Source organism: Tyzzerella sp. An114, assembly GCF_002161055.1.
GTDB lineage: Bacteria > Bacillota > Clostridia > Lachnospirales > Anaerotignaceae > Fimicola > Fimicola cottocaccae.
On record NZ_NFLT01000002.1, the window covers coordinates 129,739 to 153,695 of the forward strand.

Below are 23,957 nucleotides of genomic sequence, written 5' to 3' on the forward strand. Positions count from 1 at the left end.
TTTATGTATATTGCCTATAATGATATAGTTATAAGAATTATGTTGGCAGTGTTTATAGGGGCTTTAATAGGCTTTGAGAGAACAAAAAGAAATAGACCGGCAGGGTTTAGAACTCATATACTTGTATGTGTAAGTGCGGCAGTTATAGCAATTATTCAAGTAAAAATAGTAAGTGATGCTGTTATATTTTCAATGACTTCCGAAAAAATAACGGTATCTGAAAGTAATATAGGAAGGCTTGGAGCTTCTGTTATAAGTGGTATAGGATTTCTTGGAGCTGGAACCATATTAAAAACTAAAAATTCTGTAAAGGGACTTACAACTGCTGCTAGTTTATGGACTGTTGCCTGTATAGGTCTTGCTGTTGGTATGGGATATTATTTTATTTCTATTTTTTCTGCTGTTGTAACAGTTGTTGTTTTGGTTTTGTTTGAATATATAGAAAATAAATTTATGATAAGACCAAGAAATATACGAATATATGTTAAACTTAAAAACAGCAGTAAGTTTTATAAAAATACAGATGAATTTTTTCATGATAGAGGAGTAAAAATAAACGGAATAGAAAAAATTAATGAGACAGAAGACTATGAGGAGTGTATACTTGATATACAAGCACCTTCTTTTTATAGTAATGCAATTATTGTTGAAGAAATGATGTTTGCAGGCAGTGCTATTTCTGTAAAAATTGTGGAGGGTTAATATGATATATACTGAACTTACTAAAAAAGCTATGATTATAGCCTATAATGCCCATAAAGATGTTTATGACAAAGGTGGTATGCCTTATATATTACACCCTATTTTAATTGCTGATAAAATGGTTACAGAGGAAACTACTGTCACAGCTATTTTACATGATGTTGTTGAAGATGCAAACTTAACTTTTGATGATTTAAAAAAAGAGGGTATACCTGATAATATTTTAGAGGCTTTAAAATGTCTCACAAAAAATAAAAATGAAGATTACATGGACTATATAAATAGAGTAAAAACAAATGAAATTGCAATTGCTGTAAAAAAAGAAGATATAATTCACAATAGCGATTTGACAAGACTTAAAGTTGTAACACAAAAAGATATTGACCGTTTGGAGAAATATAAAAAAGCTCTTGATTTTATTATGAAATAAAAAAGCCGGATTTTTAAATCCGGCTTAATTTAGTATTATTTTATCTGTATTTTCTTCTTCTAAATTTTTTTCTTCTGTATTTTCTTCTGTGAACAATTCTTATAATTATAATTAATACTATAAATATTATAATAACTGTAACTATAATCTTTACTATGTTTAATATTAATGATTTTAATTCTTCTTTTTTCTGAGCTTTAATAGTTTCTTCTGGTATAGCTTCTATTGTATTTGAAGCTATAAGATTTGAATAACCAACTTTTGTTTCGCCATCATATATATCAACAGTTCCAATGGTACTTCCTTCTTTTATTGTAGGTACTATTTTATTGTTATCTATATTTATTTTTTGAGTATATTCAGGCTTTGTATCAGATTTTTTTACTGTTGTATAAACATCTGTGTCAGCTTTTATATCAAGTTTTCCAAGGTCAAAGGTATCTTTTTTGTATGTTTGGGTTATGTCCTTTTGTGTTGAAAAATCGTCTGATGAAAAAGCTTTAAGTGTTTCATAATTTTCAAAACCATAATCAAAAAGAGTTTTTGTATCAACATATGTGTTTGCACCTGTGTCTTTTAATACAACAGCTATAAGTTCTGTATCATCTCTTTTTGTATAGGTTACAAGAGTGTTTAAAGCTTGGTTTGTAAAACCTGTTTTTCCTCCCTCACAACCTTCATATACATATATTGAAGGTGGTTTAATCATCTGATGTTGTGCATATAAATATCTTGTCTCAGGCTGTTTGTTTGTTGGAGGTATTTCATATTTGAGAGTTGCTATTATCTCTCTGAATTTATCGTATTTTAATACTTCCTTTGCTATAAGTGCCATATCATAGGCAGAAGTATAATGATTGTCATCGTGAAGTCCGTTAGGGTTTACAAAATGAGTATTTTGACAGCCTAGTTCTTTTGCCTTTTCATTCATCATATCTGCAAAGCCTTCTTTTGAACCACCTATATGTTCAGCTACTCCCAAAGAAGCCTCATTTGCGGATTGAAGAAGTATTGCATAGAGACATTGTTCAAGGGTAATCTGTTCCCCAACATCAAGAGCTATATGACTGCTGTTTCTTTCTATACCAAATATGGCTTCTTCTGAAAATGTTACTGTTTCATCAAGTTTTCCGTATTCAAAAGCAAGAAGAACAGTCATAAGTTTTGTTATACTAGCTGGATAGAGTTGTTCGTGCATGTTTTTTTCATAGAGTATTTCGCCAGTCGAAGCGTCCATGAGTATTGCACTTTCGCCTATTATATCAAGGGTTGTGTTAGGGTCAATAAGGTTTGTTTTTGGTTCTATTGTTGTTTGTGTTTCCTGTTGTGTTTGTACTTCATTTTTTTCCGCATAAACTGTGGAAATATTTGCAGAAAAAATATATAATAAAATGAAAAGTTTTAAAAAAGCTGCTCTCATTTTTTTCTCCTTACATAATTTTTTTAACCGTAATATACAGTTAATTATTATAACAGATTTTAATAAAAATAAAAACTATTTTTGTATTTGGAAGTGATTAAAATTTGAATTTTAAGGTTTTTGAAAGATTTTATATAACAATTATAGTTTTATGTATATTAATAGTATTTTCCGGAATATTTTATAATGGCTTTTTAGATAGAAATCAGGGAGCTGTTTTAATAAATGGTGGAGATAGTGTTGTATTTGATACAAAGACTGATTACAGTAAAAATATATCTGTTGAAATAAGTGGGAATATAAATTATCCCGGTGTATACAATATGGATACTTTATCAACTCTTGGAGACCTTATATATAGGGCAGGGGGAATACCTGATGGAAATATTGATGAAAGTAATTTAGAAATGCCACTGTTTCATAGTCAACACTTTATAATTGAGAATTCCGGAAAAGTATGTATAATGTATAGTAAGGAAATAACCGAAAAAACGACACCTAACGACATTGAAACAGCAGAAGATGTTTCTCTTGGTAAAGGGATAAACATAAATATTGCTACAAAAGATGAACTTATGGTTCTTCCAGGTATAGGAGACGCTTTGTCGGATAGAATTATTGAATATAGGGAGAAAAATAGTGGTTTTAAAACCATTGATGAAATTAAAAATGTTTATGGAATAGGTGATAAAACTTTTGAAAAAATAAGAGAGTTTATCACTTTAGAATAATCAGGAGGTAAAAATGGCATATAAAATTTTAGTTGTAGATGATGAAAAACTTATTGTAAAAGGCATAAAGTTTTCTCTTGAACAGGATGGAATGGAGGTTGATTCCGCCTTTGATGGGGAGGAAGCTTTAAATCTTATAAAAGCAGGTAATTATGACCTTGTTGTACTTGATGTAATGCTTCCAAAAATGGACGGTCTTGAAGTTTGTCAGCAGACAAGAGAGTTTTCTCAAGTGCCTATAATAATGGTAACTGCAAAAGGCGAGGATATGGACAAGATAATGGGATTGGAGTATGGTGCAGATGACTATATAACAAAGCCTTTTAATATTCTTGAGTTAAAAGCTAGAATAAAAGCTATACTTAGAAGAAGTGTTAAAAAGGCTGCACCTGTTAAAGAAGCCGCTAAAACACTTAAAATAAGAGAGCTTGAACTTGAATATGAAAGTAGACGAGTTTTTATAGATGGAAAAGAAACAAACCTTACTGCAAAAGAATTTGACCTTCTTGAACTTTTTATGGAAAATCCCGGCAAAGTTTATAGTAGAGAAAATCTTCTTGATACAGTTTGGGGCTATGATTATCCGGGAGATGTAAGAACTGTTGATGTTCATGTTAGACGCCTTAGAGAAAAAATAGAAGCAAATCCAAGTGAACCTAAATATATATTTACAAAATGGGGAGTTGGTTACTATTTTAACTAAGGGAAAAAAGAAAGGTTTTAGAAGTCTTAGATGGACTCTTTTGGCAACATATATATTTATAGGATTTATACCACTTCTCTTTTTTACAAGTACAACATTTAGAACAATGAATAAATATTATGTTGAGGAGAGAAAAAAAGAGCTTTTAAGTCAGGCTAATGTAATATCTGGCCATATTACAGTTATGAATTATCTTTTTGATGAGAGCAAGAAAGAGCTTTTTGACTATGATATTCAAGAGACAAGCCGACAGGGTGGATATAGAATAATAGTTGTTGACTCATCAGGAATGGTTGTAAATGACTCAAATAAAACAGAAACAGGAAAAACAATTTTAATTCCTGAAATTGTTGAAGCATTAGATAATAAAGATGTTGCAAAAGAGCAGGCTGGAGAAATTATATATGCTGCTGTAACTATTGTTGATAGTAAATCAAATCAGATTGGTGCTGTACTTATATCTGACTCATCTTCTGATATTTTTGATACCATAGACGATATACAAAAACAAGTTGCAATACTTCTTGGTGGAGTTGTTATAATATCAGGTATTGTAATGTTTTTTATGTCTCAGATAATAACAGAGCCTTTAAAAAATATGCTTGATGTTATTAAAAAAATGTCAGAAGGTCATCTTGAGCAAAGGGTTGTTGTTAATAAGAGAAGCCATAATGAAATATCAGACCTTGCAGAGGCTTGTAATAATATGGCTGATAAACTTGAACAGGTTGAAAGTACAAGGCAGACTTTTGTTTCAAATGTATCCCATGAACTTAAAACACCTTTAAGTTCTATAAAAGTTTTAAGCGAGTCTATACTTCTTCAGGAGGAAGTTCCAAAAGAAATGTATGTTGAATTTCTTCAGGATATAAACTCTGAAGTTGACAGAATGACAGAGATAATAAACGACTTATTAACACTTGTTAAGCTTGACCAGAGAGAAATTCCTATAAAGTATGAGATGACAGATATGGTAAAACTTTGTGGTGATATAGTTAAAAGACTTTCACCTCTTGCCTATGCGAAAAATATAACTATTGAGCTTATTGCTGATAAAGAGGTTTCTGCTGAAGTTGATAGTACAAAATTTACTTTGGCAATATCAAATCTTGTTGAAAATGGTATAAAATATACAGACAATGGTGGAAAGGTAAGTTTATATGTTGACTGTGACCACCAAAATGCATTCTTTAAAGTTGTTGATACAGGAATAGGGATTGCAGAAGAAGAACTTGGAAAAATATTTAACCGTTTTTATCGTGTTGATAAGACAAGAGATAGAGAAACAGGTGGAACAGGTTTAGGACTTTCCATAACTCATTCAACAGTTCTTATGCATAATGGAAGTATAAAAGTTACAAGTAAAGAAAATGAAGGCACAACATTTGTTGTAAGAATTCCTTTGAGACAGAATGTTAAATCAATGGAATCTATATAAAATAAGGAGGTGCTTCATTGAATAAAAAATTATTGAGAAATATAGTTATATGTATTGGTATATTAATTATATTTTTAGGTTGTATTTTGGGCATAAGATATGTTACAAACAAAGATGACATGATAGATGTTGGAATAGATTTTTATTTTATTGAGACTACAACATCTGTTATGAAAAGTGAACAACGAGAAGTTAAAGGCGAAAACAATAATGATATTGTAGTTTCTGTTTTAAAAGAGCTTAAAGCAGGACCTAAAACAGAAGGACTTCAAGGTGTTATACCAGACAATGTTATTTTTGAAAAAGTAAATATAAATAAAAATATTGTTACTGTTGATATATCTTCTGATTATTATTCTCTTGACTCTGGCGATGAGCTTATACTCAGAGCTTCTATTGTAAAAACTCTTACAGGTCTTGATTTTGTTGATTATGTGAGAATAACTGTTGCTGGAGAGGATATTAAAAAGGCAAATGGTCAAGTTATAGGCATTATGGGTGCTGATGATGTTGTTATAGATACGGTGATATCACCAGAACCTAAAAATTATAGAACTGTAAAACTTTATTTTTCAAACAAAGATGCTACACAGTTTAACGTTGAGGAAAGAGAAATTGAAGTTAATCCTAATGAGCCTATTGAAAAATATATAATAGAGGAGCTTATAAAAGGACCTAAAGAGTCAGGAAGTTATCCAACAGTTCCACCAGAAACAAAACTTAGGAGTATAAAAACAGAGACAACAGACGGGATTTGTTATGTTGATTTAAGTGGCGATTTTGTGGTTAAACATACAGGTGGTTCTGCTGGAGAATGGTTTACAATATACTCAATAGTAAATTCTCTTACAGAATTGGATAATATTAAAAAAGTGCAGTTTCTTATAGAAGGTGAAAAACAGCAGGATTTTAAAGGTCATATGGATTTTAGCAAACCTTTTGAGGCTGACACAGTATATGGTGATTAAATATGAAAAGGACTATAATATATGTTGTTTTTTATTATATAATGGGACTTTTAGCAGGGCATTATCTGAAATCAAAAACAGATATTGCCCTGTTTTTGGCTGTTATTATTATTTCTGAAATAATTATAATGCGTTTTAATAGAATGAAAGTGTTTTTTGTTCTAAGCATTTTTACTATTTTAGGTATGGTTTTGGCTTTTAAAAGTATTACGCCAAAATCTGAAATTGCTGAAAGATTTGTGAGAAATGGCGTTGAAGTTTATGTTGAAGGCATTGTAAGTGATGAATATATATCTGAAAATGGTTATCAAGTTATGAACTTGAGAAAAGCTAATATTTATACAGATAATGCCAATACAAATGATAAATTTAATATTACAGCAGTCTGTGAAAAAGGTGTTAATATTGAAAATGGAATGACAGTAAAAATTAAAGGTGTAATTGAAAAAGGTGATGAAGCTCCTTTTCCTGGTATGTTTTCACAAAATAATTATATGTATTATAATGGATATGATTATAGTATATTTGGTGATACATTTGAAATTACATCAAAAAATATACAAAAAGATTTTTATTGGTATATTGAAAATTTACGTGATTGTGTAAATGAAAAAATTGATACTATTCTACCTGTAAGAGAGGGCGGAATACTTAAAGCTATGATTACAGGAGAGAAAAGGTATATAGATGAGTATTATACAGATATATTTAAAAAAGCTGGAATAAGTCATATATTAGCAGTTTCGGGTTTACATATGTCTGTCGTTTCAGGATTTATATATTTTTTGTTTTCTGTAATATTTAGATTATCAAGAAGAATTTCATCTTTAATAACAATTCCTTTTATAATTATGTTTATGTTATTTTGCGGTTCTAATCCTTCAGTTGTAAGAGCTTGTATAATGTCTCTTATTATTTTGATAGGAAATATAATAAGAGAGGAAAGTGATATACTAAATTCTGTTGCTGTGGCCGCACTTATTATACTTATTGTTTCTCCTGAAAGTCTTTATAGTATAAGTTTTCAACTTTCTTTTATAGCTGCAATAGGCATAGGAATGGGAAATGAAATTTCTGAAAGATTTGACAATATAAATAGTTTTGTTAAATCAGTTGCTTTTATATCAATGGGTGCAAATATAATGACACTACCTTTATGTATGTATTATTTTTATGGTGTTTCAATAGCATCTTTGTTTTTAAATATAATTGTAATTCCTGTTGCCGGAATTATTGTTATTATGGGTTTTGTTTCTGTTATAACTTCATTTTTAATACATTTTTTGGGAGTCTTTTTGGCAGGAACTGTATTTGTACTTATTAATTTTATAAAATTTTTAGCTGCAATAACAGAAAATTCTAAGTATCTATATATTGAAACAGGTAGTATAAATATTATTGCTGTTTTATTGTTTTATATTACTTTCGTATGGATATTTATTTTTATAGATAAAAAATATATAAGATGTTTTTCTATTGTAACAGCCTTATTATTTTCATTTATAATTAATTATGATTATATTTTTAAAAAGAATGAATTTGCATTTATTAATGTGGGAAAGGGTAATTCTGCTGTTTACACTACATATGACGGTTTTACTGCTGTTGTTGATGGTGGTGGTCATTTTTTAGATTTTGGAAATAATACAGGCATTAATGATGTTATACCATATTTGGAATATAAGGGAGAAGACAGCGTTGATGTTTTGTTTATATCTAATATGAATGAGTATAACGCAAAAGGTGCTATTGAGATAATAGAGAATTTTGATGTCAAAAATGTTATAATACCTAAATTTGATTTTGCTAAAACTGGAATTTATACAAAACTTGTTGAAAGCACATTTGAAAGAAATATACCATTGTATGAAGTATCTTTTGGAGATAGTGTTAATTTGAATAACAAGGCAGAATTTGAAATATTATATCCTTTTTTAGATTATCAAATTTATGACGGAAATGAAAATCATAGTTCAATAGTTATGAAGTTTAAAGATAGGGAAAATACTATTTTATTTACAGGAGATATAGAAAAATCAGACCAAAATTTGATACTATCAAAAAATATTGATTTAAAATCTGATATTGTAAAAATACCAGCATATACAGATTTTATTGATGATTTTTCTAAAAATATTTCTCCTGATATTGGAATTATATCTTCTGATGAAGATATTTCAAATAATATTAAAGATGTACTTGATAAATATCACATAAAATATTATAATACATCAGTTAATAAATCTTTAGTAGTTGAATTGTATAGTGATTTTTATAAAATAAAACCTGTAATTGAAACGGAGTAGGTCATGAAAGAGATACAAAAACATATAAAATCCGGTGATATAAAAAAATGTTATCTTTTCTATGGTAGTGAAAATTTTTTGAAAAAAAACTATGAGGAAAGATTAAAAAAAGCTATTATTGACCCTTCTTTTGAGATGATGAATTATCTCTGTATGGAGGATAAGTCTATTAGTGTTGAAAAAATAATGGACTTTTGTGAAACTATGCCTTTTTTCAGTGATAAAAAACTTCTTATTGTGAGAAATAGCGGATATTTTAGAGGAAGTAAAAAGGGTGATGATGATACTGAAAAAGACACAGGAAACAGTGAAGAAGTTGACACTTTGGAGGAATACATAAAAAATTTGCCTGATAGTGTCTGTCTTGTATTTTCTGAAGATGAAATTGATAAGAGAAAGAAAATATATAAAACTTTTACAAAAATAGGATATGCCTGTGAATTTAAAACGCCTGATGAGAAGGATATTATTGAATGGATTTCAAGAAGTCTTAAAAAATATAAAATTGTTATTTCTAAATCAACAGCTTCATATTTAATAAGAAGTGCCGGAGGAGAGCTTGAAAATCTTTCAAGGGAGATTGAGAAACTTGAGTCATATAAAAAAGAGGGCGAGGAAGTCACTGTAAAGGATATAGATGATATATGTACAAAATCTCTTGAAACTAAAATATTTGACCTTGTAGGAGCTATTGGAAAGAGAAAACCAGATAAGGCTTTGACTATATATAAAAATCTTATACTTATGAAAGAATACCCCGGAATGATACTGTATATGGTTGTTCGTCAGTTTAGATTGATACTTCAATGTATGGTTTTGACAAACGCCGGTGAGGATATGAAAAGTATAGCTACTATGATTGGTATACGTGATTTTGTTGTAAAAGAGTATATTGCTCAATCTAAAAATTTTACTGTTTCAGGTCTCAAAAGAGCTCTTGAGGAATGTATTGAAATTGATATGAGTATAAAAACAGGTCTTATTGATGCTGAAACAGCCGTTGAAACTCTTATACTTAAATATAGTATATAAAAATATAAAAGACATCTGAATTTTCAGATGTCTTTTTTTATTTTGATTTCTTTATATATACAGAGTCAAAAGTTTGATTTCTACCTAATTTATAAGCCATTTTTATTATTTTTGCTTCCTCGTCGCTTATTTCACGACCAAGCTCTGATATAAAATGTTCCATGAGAGCTTTTGTGTTTATTATGCGTTTTCCTGTCTTTTTTCTTGCTAAGTCCATAACATTAAATGTGTCATAGTCCATTTTTTTAGGTTTTACTATTTTAAATATTTTTGCTGTATAGTCTGCATCATTTAAAGCATCATGGAAAGAGTTTTCTATTTCTATGTCAAGCTCTGTAACTGCATTTTTTAAGCCTATTGTTTTTCCTGCTTCATAGTTAAGATATTTTGTAGCATAGGCCTGTACATTTATATATTTATTTGTTATAAGGTCAATATTTATATTGTGAACAAGTATATTTCTGTAAAGTGATTTTATATCATCAATACCCCATGTACAAAGAACGCTGTCTTCATCACCTATAAATTTTGTAAATTGTTTAAAGGCTTCTTTGAAAGAAACTTTATCTTTAAGGTCTTCTTCTTTTATTCCTGTTATTTTTTCAACATATGGGTGTATTCTTGTATAAAATTGTGGTTTTATCATACAGTTAAATGTATTTGAAACTTCAAAATTTTTATTAAGTTTTACAGCACCGATTTGTATTATTTCAAAGGGACATTCAGGATTTAATTCAGATGATTTTCCAGTTTTAAAATGAAAAGGTTGATTAAACTCCAAATCAAGAACTATATAATTCATAATATCCTCCATTATTTACTTTTTTTCTGTAATAGTATATCATATTTTTATAAATAATAAAATAATTTTAAAAGGGGTGCATTAAATGCGTTTTGAATTTACAGAGGAACAGAAAAAAAACGGTATTAATATGATTGAGATAGAGGAAGATGAACTTATACTTGAAGGGGAGTATGTAGAGGGTGAAGGAAAGAATTATGTTATTACAGGTATTGCAACAATAGAAGGGGAGAGATACCATGAGTTTCAGGTAGAATTTGAACTTGTTGAGGAGCCTTCATCTGAAAGTTTAGAGGATATAATGGAAACAGAGTGGGAATGGTACGATTATCTTTGCTGATTTTAAATTATAAAAATATAAAAACACCTACATTGTGTAGGTGTTTTTTGTTTTATAAAATACTTAATTGACCTGAAAGCTCATTTTTTGATATGTCATCTTCTTTTAAGAAATGCCCTGTTGATGGTATATTTTCAGCTCTATAATATTCTATATCTTCACTTTGGAAATTTTCTGCTTTCATTACAGAAGAAATTTTGCTGTTTTTCTTTAATGTATAAATCTGCATTCCTGAAGCACTCTTTGTGGCAGACTCTGATATAAGATTTGTATTTATTAAAGATGCTTTGTCTGTATCTCTGAATACAATTATATCAGCTTCGTCATCAAATTTTTCCATATATACAACAGGTGATTTCGATGAATATGCATTTATAAGTTTTTTACGGTTTGTTTTTGTTGCATAAGAGCTTAAAGGTATTCGGCTTGCTTTTCCAGACTCATAAACGAAAATCATAAATCCAGTATAGTCATAAGTTGGTACCATATAAAGTATTTTTTCATCTTCATCAAGTCCTAAAAGATTTGTCAAATATTCTCCCAAAAGACTAGCTTTACTGTCTGCAATATCTTTTGTTTTTATTTTATATACATTACATTTATCTGAGAATAAAAGAACTTCAGATTTATTTGTTGTTTCAATTTCCTGTATAATTTCGTCCCCCTCTTTGAGCTTTTGTTCTCCCGAGGAGCGAAGGGATACAAGAGATATTTTTTTGAAATAATTTTCTTTTGTAAGGAAAAGTCTAAGGCTGTAATCTTCAACAAAATCTTCTGTTGATACAGTTTCAATTTCATTTTCATCTATAATTGAAGTAAGTCTGTCTTTTCCATATTTTTTTGCTACTTTTTTAAGTTGCTGACATATTATATTTTTGATTTTGTTATCACTATTTAATATTTCCTTAAGGTCATTTATATCCTTTGTCAAAGTGTCAAGCTCTTTTATTCTGTTTAAAATATATTCTTTGTTTATATTTCTAAGTTTTATCTCTGCTATATACTCAGCTTGTATTTCGTCAATATCAAAGCCACTCATAAGATTTGGAACAACATCATTTTCAAGTTCTGTGTTTCTTATTATTGAAATAGCCTTGTCTATATCCATAAGTATTTTTGAAAGTCCTTCAAGAAGATGTTTTTTATCACTTTTTTTCTTTATGTCAAAAGCTGTCTGATTTCTTATAGACTCCATTCTGAAAAGTGTCCATTCTCTTAATATACCCTTTATGCCCATTGTCATTGGACTTCCTTTAATTAAAAGATTGAAATTACAACTGAAAGAGTCTTGTAAAGGTGTCATTGTAAAGAGTTTTTGCATGAGTATATCAGGTTTTGTGCTTTTCTTTATGTCTATTGCTATTTTAAGACCATTAAGGTCTGTTTCATCACGAATGTCTGTTATATCACGTATTTTTCCCGCTTTTATAAGCTGTATTATTTTGTCTATTATAGACTCAACATTAGTTGTGTATGGTATTTCATAAACTTCTATACAACTATTTTTAGCATCATATCTATATTTTGAACGTACTTTAAAACTTCCTCTACCTGTCTCATATATAGATTTCATTGTGTTTTCGGAGTATATTATCTCTCCACCTGTTGAAAAGTCAGGAGCTTTTAAAGTTTTTGATATATCACAGTTTTCATTTTTTATGTATGCAATAGCTGTATCACATACTTCCTTTAAATTGAAACTACAAATTGAGCTTGCCATACCTACGGCTATACCTTGATTTGGGTTTACAAGTATATTTGGAAAAGTTGTAGGTAAAAGTACAGGCTCTTTCATTGATGAGTCAAAGTTATCTACAAACTCAACTGTATTTTTATCTATGTCTGCAAATATCTCATTACATATTGGAGATAACTTAACTTCTGTATATCTTGCTGCTGCATATGCCATGTCCCTTGAGTATTGTTTTCCAAAGTTACCTTTTGAGTCAACAAAAGGGTGTAAAAGTGCTCCATTTCCCTCTGTAAGTCTGACCATTGTTTCATATATTGCAGCGTCACCGTGAGGATTAAGTTTCATTGTGTCACCTACAACAGCAGATGATTTTTTTCTGTCGCCTGTCAAAAGTCCTGTTTTATACATTGTATAGAGGAGCTTTCTGTGGGAAGGTTTGAAACCGTCTATTTCAGGTATTGCCCTTGAAACTATTACACTCATTGCATAGGGCATATAGTTAAGCTCAAGAGTGTCTGTAATTTTTTGTTCAACTATATTTAATGATATAAAATCATCAGTATCTTTTTTATTAGCCATATTAAAGCCTGCCTTTCTATCAGCTTATATCGCTTAAATCTATATATAAGTGACCGAATTCTTCTATAAATTCTTTTCTTCCTTTTAAGTTTTCACCTAAAAGAAGTTCAAATTTTTCTTGCGTATTTTCAACTGTGTCCGGTGTAACAAGTATGAGACGGCGTGTTTTTGGGTTCATTGTTGTTTCCCACATCATTTCCGGCTGGTTTTCACCAAGTCCCTTTGAACGCTGTATTTTATATTTGCCCTTTATTTTTGAAAGTATCTGTGTTTTTTCACTGTCAGAATAGGCAAAGTAAGTATTTTTGCCAGCTGTTATCTCATAGAGTGGGGACTCGGCAATGTATACTTTCTTTTCTTTTATAAGTGTTGGCACAAGACGATAGAGCATTGTTAAAATAAGAGTTCTTATCTGGAAGCCGTCCACATCGGCATCAGTACATATTATTACTTTGTTCCATTTAAGCTGGTTGATATCGAAAGAGTTAAGGTCAGAGTTGTGTTTTGATTTTATCTCAACACCACAGCCTAAAACCTTTAAAAGGTCTGTTATTATACTGTTTGCAAATATTTTATTGTAATCAGCCTTTAAACAGTTAAGTATTTTTCCTCTTACAGGTATTATTGCTTGAAACTCTGCATTTCTTCCCAATTTACATGAACCTAAAGCAGAGTCACCCTCAACAATATATATTTCACGTTTTTCAACATCCTTTGAACGACAATTTACAAATTTTTCAACACGATTATTTATATCAATATTTCCTGTAAGTTTTTTTCTTATACTAACTCTTGTTTTTTCTGCTGTTTCTCTGCTTCGTTTGTTTGCTAAAACCTGATTTGCAATTTTGTCAGCTTCAATCTTATTTTCTATAAAATATACTTCAAGCTGATGTTTGAAATAATCAGCCATGGCATCTTGTATAAATTTATTTGTTATTGATTTCTTTGTCTGATTTTCATAACTTGTCATTGTTGAGAATGAGTTTATTACAAGTATAAGACTATCCTCAATATCAGAAAATGTTATTTTCTTTTCATCTTTTTTATAAAGACCATTGTTTTTGATATATTTATCTATTGCAAATACAAAAGCATTTTTTACAGCTTTATCCGGTGAACCACCGTATTCAAGAAAACTTGAGTTGTGATAGTATTCCAAAAGGTTATATTCATTGTTAAAACAGAAAGCAGTTTGGAATTTAAGTTTGTATTCTGGCTTGTCCTCTCTATCACGACCAGATGTTTCTGTTTCATAGTATTGTATATCTGTAAAACCTTTATCCCCTGTTATCTCTGATATATAATCACGTATACCATTTTCATATACAAATATACTTGTCTCATCATTTTCTTCATCATAAAGTTCAAATGTCAAACCAGCATTTACAATAGCCTGTTTTTTAAGTATATCTTTAAAGTATGAAATAGGTATGTCTATATCAGTAAATACATCTTTGTCAGGACGCCATTTTATTTCTGAACCTGTTTTTTTGTCATCTGTCTTTGTTTTTACAAGACCACCTATATTTTCACCTTTTTCAAAGTGAAGTTCATATTTATAACCGTCACGAAGTACAGTAACATCCATATATTCTGATGAATACTGTGTGGCACAAGTTCCAAGACCGTTTAAACCAAGACTGAACTCATAGTTTTCACCACTGTTATTACTGTATTTACCACCAGCGTAAAGCTCGCAGAATACAAGTTCCCAGTTGAAACGGTTTTCTTTTTGATTGAAATCAACAGGTATTCCTCTACCATAATCTCTTATAAGTATTGATTTATCTTTAAAAAGAGTTATATCTATTTTATTTCCAAAACCTTCACGAGCCTCATCAATAGAGTTTGAAAGTATTTCAAATACAGAGTGTTCACAACCTTCTATACTATCTGAACCAAATATTACAGAAGGACGAAGACGAACTCTGTCAGCACCCTTTAAAGAGGTGATACTCTCATTATTGTATGAAGAATTTGCATTTTTTTCAGACATTAATAACACCTACTTAATATTTTTATACTTTAATAATAATTACAGCAAAAAAAAGGAAGCTATGAAAATAGACTCCCCAACTCTCTGCCGATACAGTTAACAGACCGAACATCTGTTACCTATGTATTTTAACAAATTAATTTTTTTATGTCAATGTATTGTATATCTCAAAAATTTTTACAAAATATATTATATTATAGTGTATAAAAATTATAAAAGCCTGATAAAAATCAGGCTTTTTGTTGTTTAAAATCTTTTTTTGTATTTTTTTAAATCTTCAATGGTTTTGATACTATCAGAGTTTAAAATAACTTTACCCATAGAATGTTCACCCATTGACATAAAAAGTTCTCTTGCCTCTCTTGAATGATTTAAAAGGTCTGTTGCATTTTTAAAATTAGGAATATCCATATATATCACCTCATAAATAGTATTTTCATAACAATATAAATTATTCGTAACACTTTTTGAAATTTTACATATATTGTAGTAAAGAAAAGGACAAGGAGGGAATTGATAATATGTGTTGCAGATGTAATAGTTGTAATAATTGTGGTAACTGTGGTAATAATACAAACAATGATAGCAGACTTAGAGAGGCATACGAAGCAGGTTTCAGAGCTGGCAAAAAATGTGGTTTTGAAGAAGGATATGCACAGGGTAGAGAATCAGCTCAGTCTGATGACAATAACTGTTCATGCGGTTGTTGCAGATAATTTTTAAATATTAATATTTAAAAGGGTGATGTGAATGGCAAAAATAAAAGTAGCCCTTGATGATGGTCATGGCACAGAAACACCTGGAAAAAGAACACCTCTTTTTAATGATGGAAGTTTTATGAAAGAAAATGAATTCAATGAAGCAGTTGTAAAAATTACTGGTGAATTTTTAAAAAAATATGATATAGATGTTATATATGTAGCTTCTGAAAAAACTGATGTATCTTTGAAAAAAAGAGTTGACATGGCTAACGAAAAAAAAGCTGATATATATATCAGTGTTCATGCAAATGCTTTTGGTGACTCTTGGAATGATGCAAATGGATTTGAGACATATATATATTCTTTTGATAACAGTAATAATGTAAAATTTGCAGAATGTATTCATAACAAATGTATAGCTGCCACCGGTCTTAAAAATAGAGGTATAAAGGCAATGAAAGATTTTTATGTATTGAAATACACAAAAATGCCAGCAGTGCTTTTAGAGTGTGGTTTTATGACTAATAAAAAAGAAGCAGAACTTTTGAGAAGTTATGAATATAGAAAAAAAGTTGGTAATGCCATAGCAGAAGGAATTTTACAGTATTTTGCCATTGACAAGGAGGAAGTATTATTGACTATTGATGAGGCTTTGAATATTATACAGAAAAAATGTGTTTTTGATGATAATACAATGAAATATCTCCAGTTTTATAAATTTGCTGAGAGTATGATAATAAGGCTTGCAGAAGCTATGATATAGTTATTTTTAAGGGCTCTTTTTTTAGAGCCCTTATTTTTTGTGTTTTTTTTAATTTAATTGTAGCTTTTTTATCTTCGTGATAAAATAAATATAGTTAAATATTATTATTAAGAGGGTATGAGCTTATGAACAATGAAAAAGATAAACTTTTAAAAATTCAAAAGATTTCGACTATATCAGGTGTTATTTTAATTGGACTCCTTGTATGTTTTCTTTTTTTATCAATATTTAGTGTAAAAAATCTTATGTCCAGGCTTAATGATATAAGAAATCACCCTTTTAAAGTTCTTGATGCAGGAAGAAATATACAAAATGATATAGATAATGTAAGAATAACATTTGAACAGCTTAAAAATATAAATACTCTAGATGTTGTTAATGATGTAAGAGACAGAGTTAAAGTATTTTATGATGATATTGATTTACAGATTGTATCAATAGAAGAAAATTATCTTGGTGAAAAAGAAGATGTTTATGTCCTTAAAAATTCACTTAAAGAAATGAAAGATGCATATTCAGAGTTTCTTGAATATGTAGCTGATGATGAGAGAAGTGAAGCTGAAATTGTATATTACAATACAAAACATATTAATGAAGTAAATGAAAAGTTTGATTTACAGCTTTCAGGTATACTTGACTATGCTAAAAATAAATTTGACTATTTTTATTCTGAGGCTGAAAAGTCATGTGTTTTTTCTATGTTTATGTCATGTCTTATGTTTATTGTTGTTTTAGTTGTATTTTTCACATATAAATATCTTTTACAAGTGCAAACTAAAAAGCTTAAAAATCAAAATCAGCTTTTTGATTTACTTTCACGAAATATAGACCATATATTTATGATAAATGAATTAAACAATCCTGAAAGAAATTATATTTCTCAAAATGCAGAAAGAATACTTGGTTTTGCTCCAAATCCTAAAGATGTTTCGCCAGCACTTCTTTTTGATTATATTGATGAGAAAGATAGAGAAAATATACGTCAGCTTTTTAATACTGAAGGTGAAACTTATTGGAACACTATATTCCATTATAATCACCCTATGTTAAATAAAGAAAAAATATTTGCATTACAGACATATAGAATATATGATGACAATGAAGAACGTTTTATATCTGTACTTACAGATGAAACAGCTATGATAAATACTCAAAAAGAACTTGAACAAGCTATGATTAAAGCTGAACAAGCAAATAGAGCAAAAAGTGAATTTCTTTCAAGAATGTCCCATGAGATACGTACACCTATGAATGGAATTATAGGTATGACTATGATTGCTTTACAAAATATAGGAAATGACAGTAAAATTACAGATTGTTTAAGAAAAATAAATATGTCATCAAAACATCTTTTAGTTCTTATAAATGATGTTCTTGATATGTCAAAAATAGAAAGTGGTCGTATTGAGATAAAACGTGATAATTTTGATTTTAAAGTTTTTATGGAGTCTTTAAATAATGTCATTTATAATCAAGCAAAGGATAAAGATATTGATTTTGAAATAGTCTTTGTTGGAGATATAGACGAAAATCTTTATGGGGATTCTTTACGTTTAAATCAAATAATTATGAATTTACTTTCAAATGCTTTAAAATTTACACCTAAAGGCGGTAAAATTACACTTCGTATAACAAAAACAAGCTCTGACAATAATGAGATTTGGCTTAAATTTGAGGTTATTGATACAGGTTGTGGAATTGCAAAAGAAAATTATGATAAAGTTTTTATGGCTTTTGAACAGGAAAATTCAAATGTTAGCCATGTATATGGTGGGACAGGCTTAGGACTTTCAATTTCAAAGAAATTTACAGAACTTATGAATGGAACAATATCTGTATCAAGTAAAGTTGGCAGAGGAACAACATTTACTGTAATACTTCCTTTTGGTATAGTTAAAAATGATAAAAAATCTTGTGAAGATTTTAAGGGACTTAAAGTTCTTGTGGCTGATGACGACGATGATACTTTAGCTCATACAAAATTACTTCTTAATAAACTTGGAGCTGATGTTGATATTACAGATAATGGTTATGAGGCTGTTGCTAAAGTAGAAAAAGCTCAAAATGAAGAACATAGTTATGATATATGTATTATAGATTGGAAAATGCCTTTTATAGATGGTATTGAGACTGTAAAACGTATTAAAAAATCTTCTATATCAAAAATTCCAATTATAATTCTTATGACTGCTTATGATGCTTCTGATATTCAAGAAAATAGTAAAAAAGCAGGAGTGGATGTTATAATATCAAAACCTTTATTTGAGTCTACTCTAACAAATGTACTTTCTGAAATTCGTAGTGGACAAGCTTCAAATGATTTAAACAAAGATCAATTATCATGTGATTTTAGGGGAAAGAGATTTCTTATTGTTGAAGATAATGAATTAAATAGTGAAATTGCTGTGGAACTTTTGGGAGTTACAGGTGCTGTTTTGGAAACTGCTTATAATGGACAAGAAGCCATTGAAAAATTTGAAAATTCTATACCAGGATATTTTGACCTTATTCTTATGGATATTCAGATGCCTGTTATGGACGGGTATGAGGCAACAAAAATTATACGTTCAATGGATAGAAAAGATGCTTTAAATATTCCTATATTAGCAATGACAGCAAATGCTTTTTCTGATGATATGGAAAAGAGTATTAAAGCAGGTATGAATGGTCATATAAGTAAACCAATAGATTTAAAAGAAGTTTTTGAAAAAATATCAAAAGTAATTAAATAAATAAAAAAAGACTGTATGATTTTCATACAGTCTTTTTGTTTATTATTCTTTTGTTAAAAGGTCTAAGTTGTCAAGATAATCGCTTTCAAAAGCAAGTTTCTTTTCAGCTTCAGCAGTGTATTTTTTAACAAGATTGCTTGATTTCATAACAGCCTGAAGTGTTCCAGCACCAGCTACACAGCCTCCAGGACAAGCCATACCTTCAAGAAGGTATCCGTTACGTTTTCCAGCTTTAGCCATCATGAGCATTGTTTTACAGTTTTTAAGTCCTTCTGCTGAGTCAATGAGAACTTCTCTGTCTGGGTGTTTTTTCTGTATACACTGTTTTACAGCAGCGGCAACTCCTCCGCTTACAGCAAATCCACGACCATTTGCAGTTCCTTCTGCAAATGGTGTATCTGCTTCAACCTGAGGAAGGTCAATTCCTTTAGCTTCAAACATACCCATAACTTCTTCAAATGTTAAAACGAAGTCGATATCACTTCTTACGCTCTTTCTGCTAGCTTCAAGTTTTTTAGCAGCACAAGGTCCTATAAATACAACTTTTGCATCAGGTTTGTTTTTCTTTATAAGACGACCTGTAAGTACCATAGGTGTAAGTGCCATTGAAATATATGGTTTGAAATCTGGGAAAAGTTTTTTAGCCATTACAGACCATGCAGGACAACAGCTTGTTGCCATAAATGGCTGTTTTTCAGGAACTTTTTCAAGGAAGTCTTCTGCTTCCTCAACTGTACAAAGGTCTGCACCTATTGCAACTTCAACAACATCGGCAAAACCTAAAGCTTTTAATGCACCTTTTACTTTTTCAGGTGTAACAGTAGGGCCAAACTGACCTACGAAAGCAGGAGCTATTGCAGCAATAACTTCTTTTCCTGTTTTCATTGCATGTATTGTCTGGAAAATCTGACCTTTATCAACAATCGCACCAAATGGACAGTTTACAAGACACATTCCACAAGATACACATTTATCATAATCAATTTCAGCACGTCCAAGAGCGTCTGATTTTATAGCGTCCATTCCGCAACTTAAAGCACATGGACGTTCAAGTTTGTTGATTGCATGATATGGGCATACATCAACACATCTTCCGCATTTAATACATTTTTCCTGGTCAATTACAGATTTTCCATTTACAATATGTATTGCATCTTTTGGACATACCTCAACACAAGGGTGTGCAAGACAACCCTGACATGTAGAAGTTACTTCAATTTTCTTTTCTGGACAAGCGTTACAAGCAAATTTTATAATATTAATTAATGGGTCATCATAATATTTTTCTGCTATTGCACTTTTTTCAATTCCTGTGCTTAATGGAGCATGCTCGTCCATTCTTCTAAGTGGAAGACCTATTCCGAGACGTAAACGCTCACCAATTATGGCACGTTCAAGGAAAATTGAATCACGATATTTAGCCTGTTCACCTGGAAGGATTTTATAAGGCAAAGCTTCTATTTTCTCTGCATAGTTTCCACCTTCATAGGCAAGTCTAGCTATTTCTGTAAATACTTTTCTTCTTATGTCTGTTACTGAGTTATAAATTCCTCTCATATCACTCATTTAAATACCACCTCTCGAAGTCCATTATATAAGAAATAAAAAGCACAATCAACCTAAAATATAAAAGTAATTTTTAATAAAATTTACAATGTAAAATTTGTTCAGAAAAAAAATAATTAGTAATAAATAGTGTACATATAGGTATTAAAAATATGTAAAATTTTAATAGTATACAGTGTACTTTTAATAAAAATTATTGTTGTTTGGTTGCAAAGAATATAATTTTAATGTATAAATTTATATGTTGATTTTTATGATATAATAATCTAAATTATATTTTAGTTAAAATTTTTAATTGAAAGGAGATTTTTATGACAAAAAAAGAACTTGCTCTTGAAGTTATAGAGAGATTAAAAAGAGAATATCCTGATGCAGGATGTACATTGGATTATGATGATGCTTGGAAACTTCTTGTAAGTGTAAGATTAGCTGCTCAATGTACTGATGAAAGAGTTAATATAATTGTGCAAGATTTATATAAATATTATCCAGACTTAAATTCTTTAGCTGAGGCTGATGTGGAGGATATAGAACGAATTGTAAGACCATGTGGTCTTGGAAAAAGTAAAGCTAGAGATATTAGTGCTTGTATGAAGGTTTTAAGAGATGAGTATAATGGAAAGGTTCCTGATGATTTTAATTTACTTTTAAAACTTCCGGGAGTTGGAAGAAAGAGTGCTAATCTTATTATGGGTGATGTTTTCGGAAAACCTGCCATAGTTACAGATACTCACTGTATAAGACTTGTAAATAGAATAGGTCTTGTTGATGGAATAAAAGAGCCTAAAAAAGTTGAAATGGCTCTTTGGGATATAATTCCTCCGGAAGAGGGAAGTGATTTTTGTCATAGACTTGTTTTTCATGGTCGTGATGTTTGTACAGCGAGAACAAAGCCTTATTGTGATAAATGTTGCTTAGAGGATATATGTGCTAAAGCTGGTATTTAAAAAACAGTCTTTCGGTTATTTTTATATAACTGAAAGACTGTTTTTTAGTTTTGAGGCTTTGCAAATCTGCTTAAAAGTATAGTATTTTTAATAGAACTATCAGGATTTTCCATTCTGTTAAAAAGAAGTCTTACTGAGTGATTAGCTAACTCTTTTATAGGGTGAAGTATTAAAAGCATATTTGTAATATTTATTGATGAGTAATCATCATTTAAAAATCCTGTCAACTGTATTTGATTTTTTATTGATATATCATTATTTAAAAAATATAGTATGGTGTCAATTGTAACTTTATTTGTTGCTGCTATAATAGCTGAACAACCATTTTTTACAAGACTATCAACGGCTTCAAAAGAATGATTTGGAACATCTTTTATATATTTTTTATTAAATTCTATACCATTTTTTTCAAGTGCGTCTTTATATGCTCTAAGTCTTTCAATAGCAGGACTTATTGTTGTTATACCATATATGAAGCCTATTTTTTTATGTCCTTTAGATATAAGATACTCAACACTTTGACGTACTGCATCATAATCAGATATCATTACAGAGTCGAAAGGACAATCATTTACCGACCTTTCAAGAAATACAATAGGAATTTTACTGTTTTTAGGTAAAATTGTTTCAAGTTCTTTGTATTCTGTTGTAGATGAGGCAACTATAAGACCATCAACAAGACCTGATGTAAACATTCTTATACTTTCAATTTCATTATTTATATTTTCGTGAGTGTTAGCTATTAAAACTTGATAATTTTTTTCTTGAAGTACAGCTTCTATGTTTTCTATTAATGAAGCAAAAAAACTATTACTTATATCAGGGACTATAAGACCTATAACTTGTTTTTTGCCTGTTTTAAAACTTTGTGCCACTCTGTCAGGATGATAATTAAGTTCTTTTATTGCTTTTAATACAATTTCTTTTGTATGTTCTTTAACATTGTTATTATTATTTATAACATTTGAAACAGTAGCTGTTGAGACTCCGGCTCTTGCAGCTACATCTTTAATGGTAGCTCTTTGATAAATAATAATCACCTCCTTGTTAATTATTTTTTAAAACGTTTAAATTTCATATATAAAATAAATATATTCTATAAACTATTATATAACGGAGTATAAAAATGTCAATTGATTTTAAAAAGTATAATAAATTATATATTATATACAAAAATAATAGTGTAAAACTATATATTATGTCTGAAATTTATATAGTTTTTTATTTTTACAAATTTAATATAACTTTATTATAAAATAATATAGAATTTTTTTGTTTCCTAAAACATAAATAATTGTAATTATTTTAACTTGACAATAATGTTTTTTAAAGTTAAACTTTATTACATGAAATTTAAACGTTTAAATAAATTATATGTAAGGCAGGTGAAAAAATAATGGAAGCATTATCGCAGGAGCTTATTCAGGAATTAAATTGTAAAATAAGTTTTACAATACCTATTTTTGGAGGCATTCCGGTTCCTGAGTCTGCTGTTGTAACCTGGATTATAATTGCAGCATTAGCTGTTATATGCTTTATATTTACCAGAAACCTTAAAGTTATTCCGGAAACAAAAAGACAGATTATTATTGAAACTGCTGTTGATGGAATGAATGGCTTTTTTAAAGGTATATTGGGAGAGGAAGGAAAAGTTTTTATACCTATAATTGAGACTATGGCAATATACATAGGATTTTCAAATTTGATAGGTATTTTTGGGCTTGTTCCTCCTACAAAAGACTTAAATGTTACAGCGGGACTTGCTATTGTAAGTATATTTCTTATAGAGTATGCCGGTGTAAAATTTAAAGGAACAAAGAAGTTTATAAAAGGTTTTGCAGAGCCTATGGCTATTGTAGCACCTTTAAATGTTCTTGAAATATTTATAAGACCTCTTTCATTATGTATGCGACTTTTTGGAAACATACTTGGAGGCTTTGTTGTTGTAGAACTTGTAAAACTTATTATACCGGTTATCGTTCCGATACCATTTAATTTTTATTTTGATTTATTTGATGGTCTTATACAGGCCTATGTATTTGTATTTTTGACATCATTATTTATAAAAGAGTCTATTGAATAATATTTATTTGAAAGTGAGGAAT

General features: G+C 29.5%; 21 protein-coding genes. 14 read left to right on the top strand and 7 right to left on the bottom strand.

Annotated elements, in window-relative coordinates:
* Nucleotides 1-3: 3 nt before the first annotated feature.
* Nucleotides 4-702, top strand: coding sequence for an MgtC/SapB family protein (locus B5E58_RS02440; protein ID WP_088108098.1), 699 nt, complete (start codon nucleotides 4-6; stop codon nucleotides 700-702).
* A gap of 1 nt (nucleotide 703) precedes the next feature.
* The gene (locus B5E58_RS02445) at nucleotides 704-1,132 is read left to right on the top strand and encodes a GTP pyrophosphokinase (RefSeq protein WP_088108099.1); all 429 of its coding nucleotides are present in this window, start codon (nucleotides 704-706) and stop codon (nucleotides 1,130-1,132) included.
* Between the two features lie 40 nt (nucleotides 1,133-1,172).
* Here the strand turns inward: B5E58_RS02445 and B5E58_RS02450 are convergent, their stop codons facing one another.
* Entirely contained in the window at nucleotides 1,173-2,552 is a 1,380-nt protein-coding gene (locus B5E58_RS02450; RefSeq protein ID WP_088108100.1) for a D-alanyl-D-alanine carboxypeptidase family protein, read from the bottom strand.
* Nucleotides 2,553-2,656: 104 nt separating this feature from the next.
* On the opposite strand from B5E58_RS02450, the gene B5E58_RS02455 reads away from it, so the two are divergent.
* Genes B5E58_RS02455 through holA form a run of 6 tightly spaced genes read left to right on the top strand, consistent with a single transcriptional unit; the run spans nucleotide 2,657 to nucleotide 9,730 of the window.
* The gene (locus B5E58_RS02455) at nucleotides 2,657-3,283 is read left to right on the top strand and encodes a helix-hairpin-helix domain-containing protein (protein WP_088108101.1); all 627 of its coding nucleotides are present in this window, start codon (nucleotides 2,657-2,659) and stop codon (nucleotides 3,281-3,283) included.
* 13 nt (nucleotides 3,284-3,296) lie between these two features.
* On the top strand, nucleotides 3,297-3,986 hold the full coding sequence (locus tag B5E58_RS02460) for a response regulator transcription factor (protein ID WP_088108102.1): 690 nt from the start codon (nucleotides 3,297-3,299) through the stop codon (nucleotides 3,984-3,986).
* The gene (locus B5E58_RS02465) at nucleotides 3,967-5,424 is read left to right on the top strand and encodes a sensor histidine kinase (protein WP_088108103.1); all 1,458 of its coding nucleotides are present in this window, start codon (nucleotides 3,967-3,969) and stop codon (nucleotides 5,422-5,424) included. Before B5E58_RS02460 ends, B5E58_RS02465 begins: the two co-directional genes overlap by 20 nt.
* Before the next feature lie 17 nt (nucleotides 5,425-5,441).
* Nucleotides 5,442-6,392, top strand: a complete 951-nt coding sequence (locus tag B5E58_RS02470) for a GerMN domain-containing protein (protein WP_088108104.1) — start codon at nucleotides 5,442-5,444, stop codon at nucleotides 6,390-6,392.
* A gap of 2 nt (nucleotides 6,393-6,394) precedes the next feature.
* A complete protein-coding gene (locus tag B5E58_RS02475; protein ID WP_088108105.1) occupies nucleotides 6,395-8,698 on the top strand; it encodes a ComEC/Rec2 family competence protein in 2,304 nt (767 codons plus the stop codon).
* 3 nt (nucleotides 8,699-8,701) lie between these two features.
* The gene (gene holA / locus B5E58_RS02480; protein ID WP_088108106.1) at nucleotides 8,702-9,730 is read left to right on the top strand and encodes a DNA polymerase III subunit delta; all 1,029 of its coding nucleotides are present in this window, start codon (nucleotides 8,702-8,704) and stop codon (nucleotides 9,728-9,730) included.
* Nucleotides 9,731-9,767: 37 nt separating this feature from the next.
* Here holA and B5E58_RS02485 read toward each other — a convergent pair whose 3' ends face one another.
* Nucleotides 9,768-10,532: a 3'-5' exonuclease gene (locus B5E58_RS02485; RefSeq protein ID WP_158097645.1), complete on the bottom strand. Its 765-nt coding sequence runs from the start codon at nucleotides 10,530-10,532 to the stop codon at nucleotides 9,768-9,770.
* Between the two features lie 85 nt (nucleotides 10,533-10,617).
* Here B5E58_RS02485 and B5E58_RS02490 point away from each other — a divergent pair, with 85 nt between their 5' ends.
* Nucleotides 10,618-10,872, top strand: a complete 255-nt coding sequence (locus B5E58_RS02490; protein ID WP_088108108.1) for a hypothetical protein — start codon at nucleotides 10,618-10,620, stop codon at nucleotides 10,870-10,872.
* A 52-nt stretch (nucleotides 10,873-10,924) separates the two neighbouring features.
* Here the strand turns inward: B5E58_RS02490 and B5E58_RS02495 are convergent, their stop codons facing one another.
* The 3 genes from B5E58_RS02495 to B5E58_RS13410 form a co-directional block, all read right to left on the bottom strand.
* Nucleotides 10,925-13,144, bottom strand: a complete 2,220-nt coding sequence (locus B5E58_RS02495) for a DNA gyrase subunit A (RefSeq protein ID WP_088108109.1) — start codon at nucleotides 13,142-13,144, stop codon at nucleotides 10,925-10,927.
* Between the two features lie 19 nt (nucleotides 13,145-13,163).
* Nucleotides 13,164-15,143 (bottom strand): DNA gyrase/topoisomerase IV subunit B, encoded by a 1,980-nt coding sequence (locus B5E58_RS02500; protein ID WP_088108110.1) that lies wholly within the window; start codon nucleotides 15,141-15,143, stop codon nucleotides 13,164-13,166.
* Nucleotides 15,144-15,389: 246 nt separating this feature from the next.
* A complete protein-coding gene (locus B5E58_RS13410) occupies nucleotides 15,390-15,554 on the bottom strand; it encodes a hypothetical protein (protein ID WP_158097646.1) in 165 nt (54 codons plus the stop codon).
* A 110-nt stretch (nucleotides 15,555-15,664) separates the two neighbouring features.
* Here B5E58_RS13410 and B5E58_RS02505 point away from each other — a divergent pair, with 110 nt between their 5' ends.
* From B5E58_RS02505 to B5E58_RS02515, 3 genes are all read left to right on the top strand, one after another.
* The gene (locus B5E58_RS02505) at nucleotides 15,665-15,859 is read left to right on the top strand and encodes a hypothetical protein (RefSeq protein WP_088108111.1); all 195 of its coding nucleotides are present in this window, start codon (nucleotides 15,665-15,667) and stop codon (nucleotides 15,857-15,859) included.
* A gap of 34 nt (nucleotides 15,860-15,893) precedes the next feature.
* Nucleotides 15,894-16,607 carry an N-acetylmuramoyl-L-alanine amidase family protein gene (locus B5E58_RS02510; RefSeq protein WP_088108112.1) on the top strand — a complete coding sequence of 238 codons (714 nt, stop codon included), beginning with the start codon at nucleotides 15,894-15,896 and terminating at the stop codon, nucleotides 16,605-16,607.
* Nucleotides 16,608-16,732: 125 nt separating this feature from the next.
* Complete coding sequence (locus tag B5E58_RS02515) at nucleotides 16,733-19,339, top strand: response regulator (RefSeq protein ID WP_088108113.1); 2,607 nt, start codon at nucleotides 16,733-16,735, stop codon at nucleotides 19,337-19,339.
* Between the two features lie 42 nt (nucleotides 19,340-19,381).
* Here B5E58_RS02515 and B5E58_RS02520 read toward each other — a convergent pair whose 3' ends face one another.
* Entirely contained in the window at nucleotides 19,382-20,896 is a 1,515-nt protein-coding gene (locus B5E58_RS02520) for a 4Fe-4S dicluster domain-containing protein (protein WP_088108245.1), read from the bottom strand.
* A gap of 320 nt (nucleotides 20,897-21,216) precedes the next feature.
* Between B5E58_RS02520 and B5E58_RS02525 the strand changes: the two genes are divergently transcribed.
* Entirely contained in the window at nucleotides 21,217-21,852 is a 636-nt protein-coding gene (locus B5E58_RS02525) for an endonuclease III domain-containing protein (RefSeq protein WP_088108114.1), read from the top strand.
* A 44-nt stretch (nucleotides 21,853-21,896) separates the two neighbouring features.
* Here the strand turns inward: B5E58_RS02525 and B5E58_RS02530 are convergent, their stop codons facing one another.
* Entirely contained in the window at nucleotides 21,897-22,892 is a 996-nt protein-coding gene (locus B5E58_RS02530) for a LacI family DNA-binding transcriptional regulator (RefSeq protein WP_088108115.1), read from the bottom strand.
* 356 nt (nucleotides 22,893-23,248) lie between these two features.
* Here B5E58_RS02530 and B5E58_RS02535 point away from each other — a divergent pair, with 356 nt between their 5' ends.
* Nucleotides 23,249-23,935, top strand: coding sequence for a F0F1 ATP synthase subunit A (locus B5E58_RS02535; RefSeq protein WP_088108116.1), 687 nt, complete (start codon nucleotides 23,249-23,251; stop codon nucleotides 23,933-23,935).
* Nucleotides 23,936-23,957 lie beyond the last annotated feature (22 nt).

What these genes read in the sequence shown, in the direction of transcription:
- B5E58_RS02510 (WP_088108112.1), top strand. Translation starts at nt 15,894, where the DNA reads ATGGCAAAAATAAAAGTAGCCCTTGATGATGGTCATGGCACAGAAACA.
- B5E58_RS02460 (WP_088108102.1), top strand. Translation starts at nt 3,297, where the DNA reads ATGGCATATAAAATTTTAGTTGTAGATGATGAAAAACTTATTGTAAAA.
- B5E58_RS02450 (WP_088108100.1), bottom strand. Translation starts at nt 2,552, where the DNA reads ATGAGAGCAGCTTTTTTAAAACTTTTCATTTTATTATATATTTTTTCT.
- B5E58_RS13410 (WP_158097646.1), bottom strand. Translation starts at nt 15,554, where the DNA reads ATGGATATTCCTAATTTTAAAAATGCAACAGACCTTTTAAATCATTCA.
- B5E58_RS02520 (WP_088108245.1), bottom strand. Translation starts at nt 20,896, where the DNA reads ATGAGAGGAATTTATAACTCAGTAACAGACATAAGAAGAAAAGTATTT.
- B5E58_RS02445 (WP_088108099.1), top strand. Translation starts at nt 704, where the DNA reads ATGATATATACTGAACTTACTAAAAAAGCTATGATTATAGCCTATAAT.
- B5E58_RS02440 (WP_088108098.1), top strand. Translation starts at nt 4, where the DNA reads ATGTATATTGCCTATAATGATATAGTTATAAGAATTATGTTGGCAGTG.
- B5E58_RS02475 (WP_088108105.1), top strand. Translation starts at nt 6,395, where the DNA reads ATGAAAAGGACTATAATATATGTTGTTTTTTATTATATAATGGGACTT.
- B5E58_RS02490 (WP_088108108.1), top strand. Translation starts at nt 10,618, where the DNA reads ATGCGTTTTGAATTTACAGAGGAACAGAAAAAAAACGGTATTAATATG.
- B5E58_RS02505 (WP_088108111.1), top strand. Translation starts at nt 15,665, where the DNA reads ATGTGTTGCAGATGTAATAGTTGTAATAATTGTGGTAACTGTGGTAAT.
- B5E58_RS02485 (WP_158097645.1), bottom strand. Translation starts at nt 10,532, where the DNA reads ATGAATTATATAGTTCTTGATTTGGAGTTTAATCAACCTTTTCATTTT.
- B5E58_RS02515 (WP_088108113.1), top strand. Translation starts at nt 16,733, where the DNA reads ATGAACAATGAAAAAGATAAACTTTTAAAAATTCAAAAGATTTCGACT.
- B5E58_RS02525 (WP_088108114.1), top strand. Translation starts at nt 21,217, where the DNA reads ATGACAAAAAAAGAACTTGCTCTTGAAGTTATAGAGAGATTAAAAAGA.
- B5E58_RS02535 (WP_088108116.1), top strand. Translation starts at nt 23,249, where the DNA reads ATGGAAGCATTATCGCAGGAGCTTATTCAGGAATTAAATTGTAAAATA.
- holA (WP_088108106.1), top strand. Translation starts at nt 8,702, where the DNA reads ATGAAAGAGATACAAAAACATATAAAATCCGGTGATATAAAAAAATGT.
- B5E58_RS02495 (WP_088108109.1), bottom strand. Translation starts at nt 13,144, where the DNA reads ATGGCTAATAAAAAAGATACTGATGATTTTATATCATTAAATATAGTT.
- B5E58_RS02500 (WP_088108110.1), bottom strand. Translation starts at nt 15,143, where the DNA reads ATGTCTGAAAAAAATGCAAATTCTTCATACAATAATGAGAGTATCACC.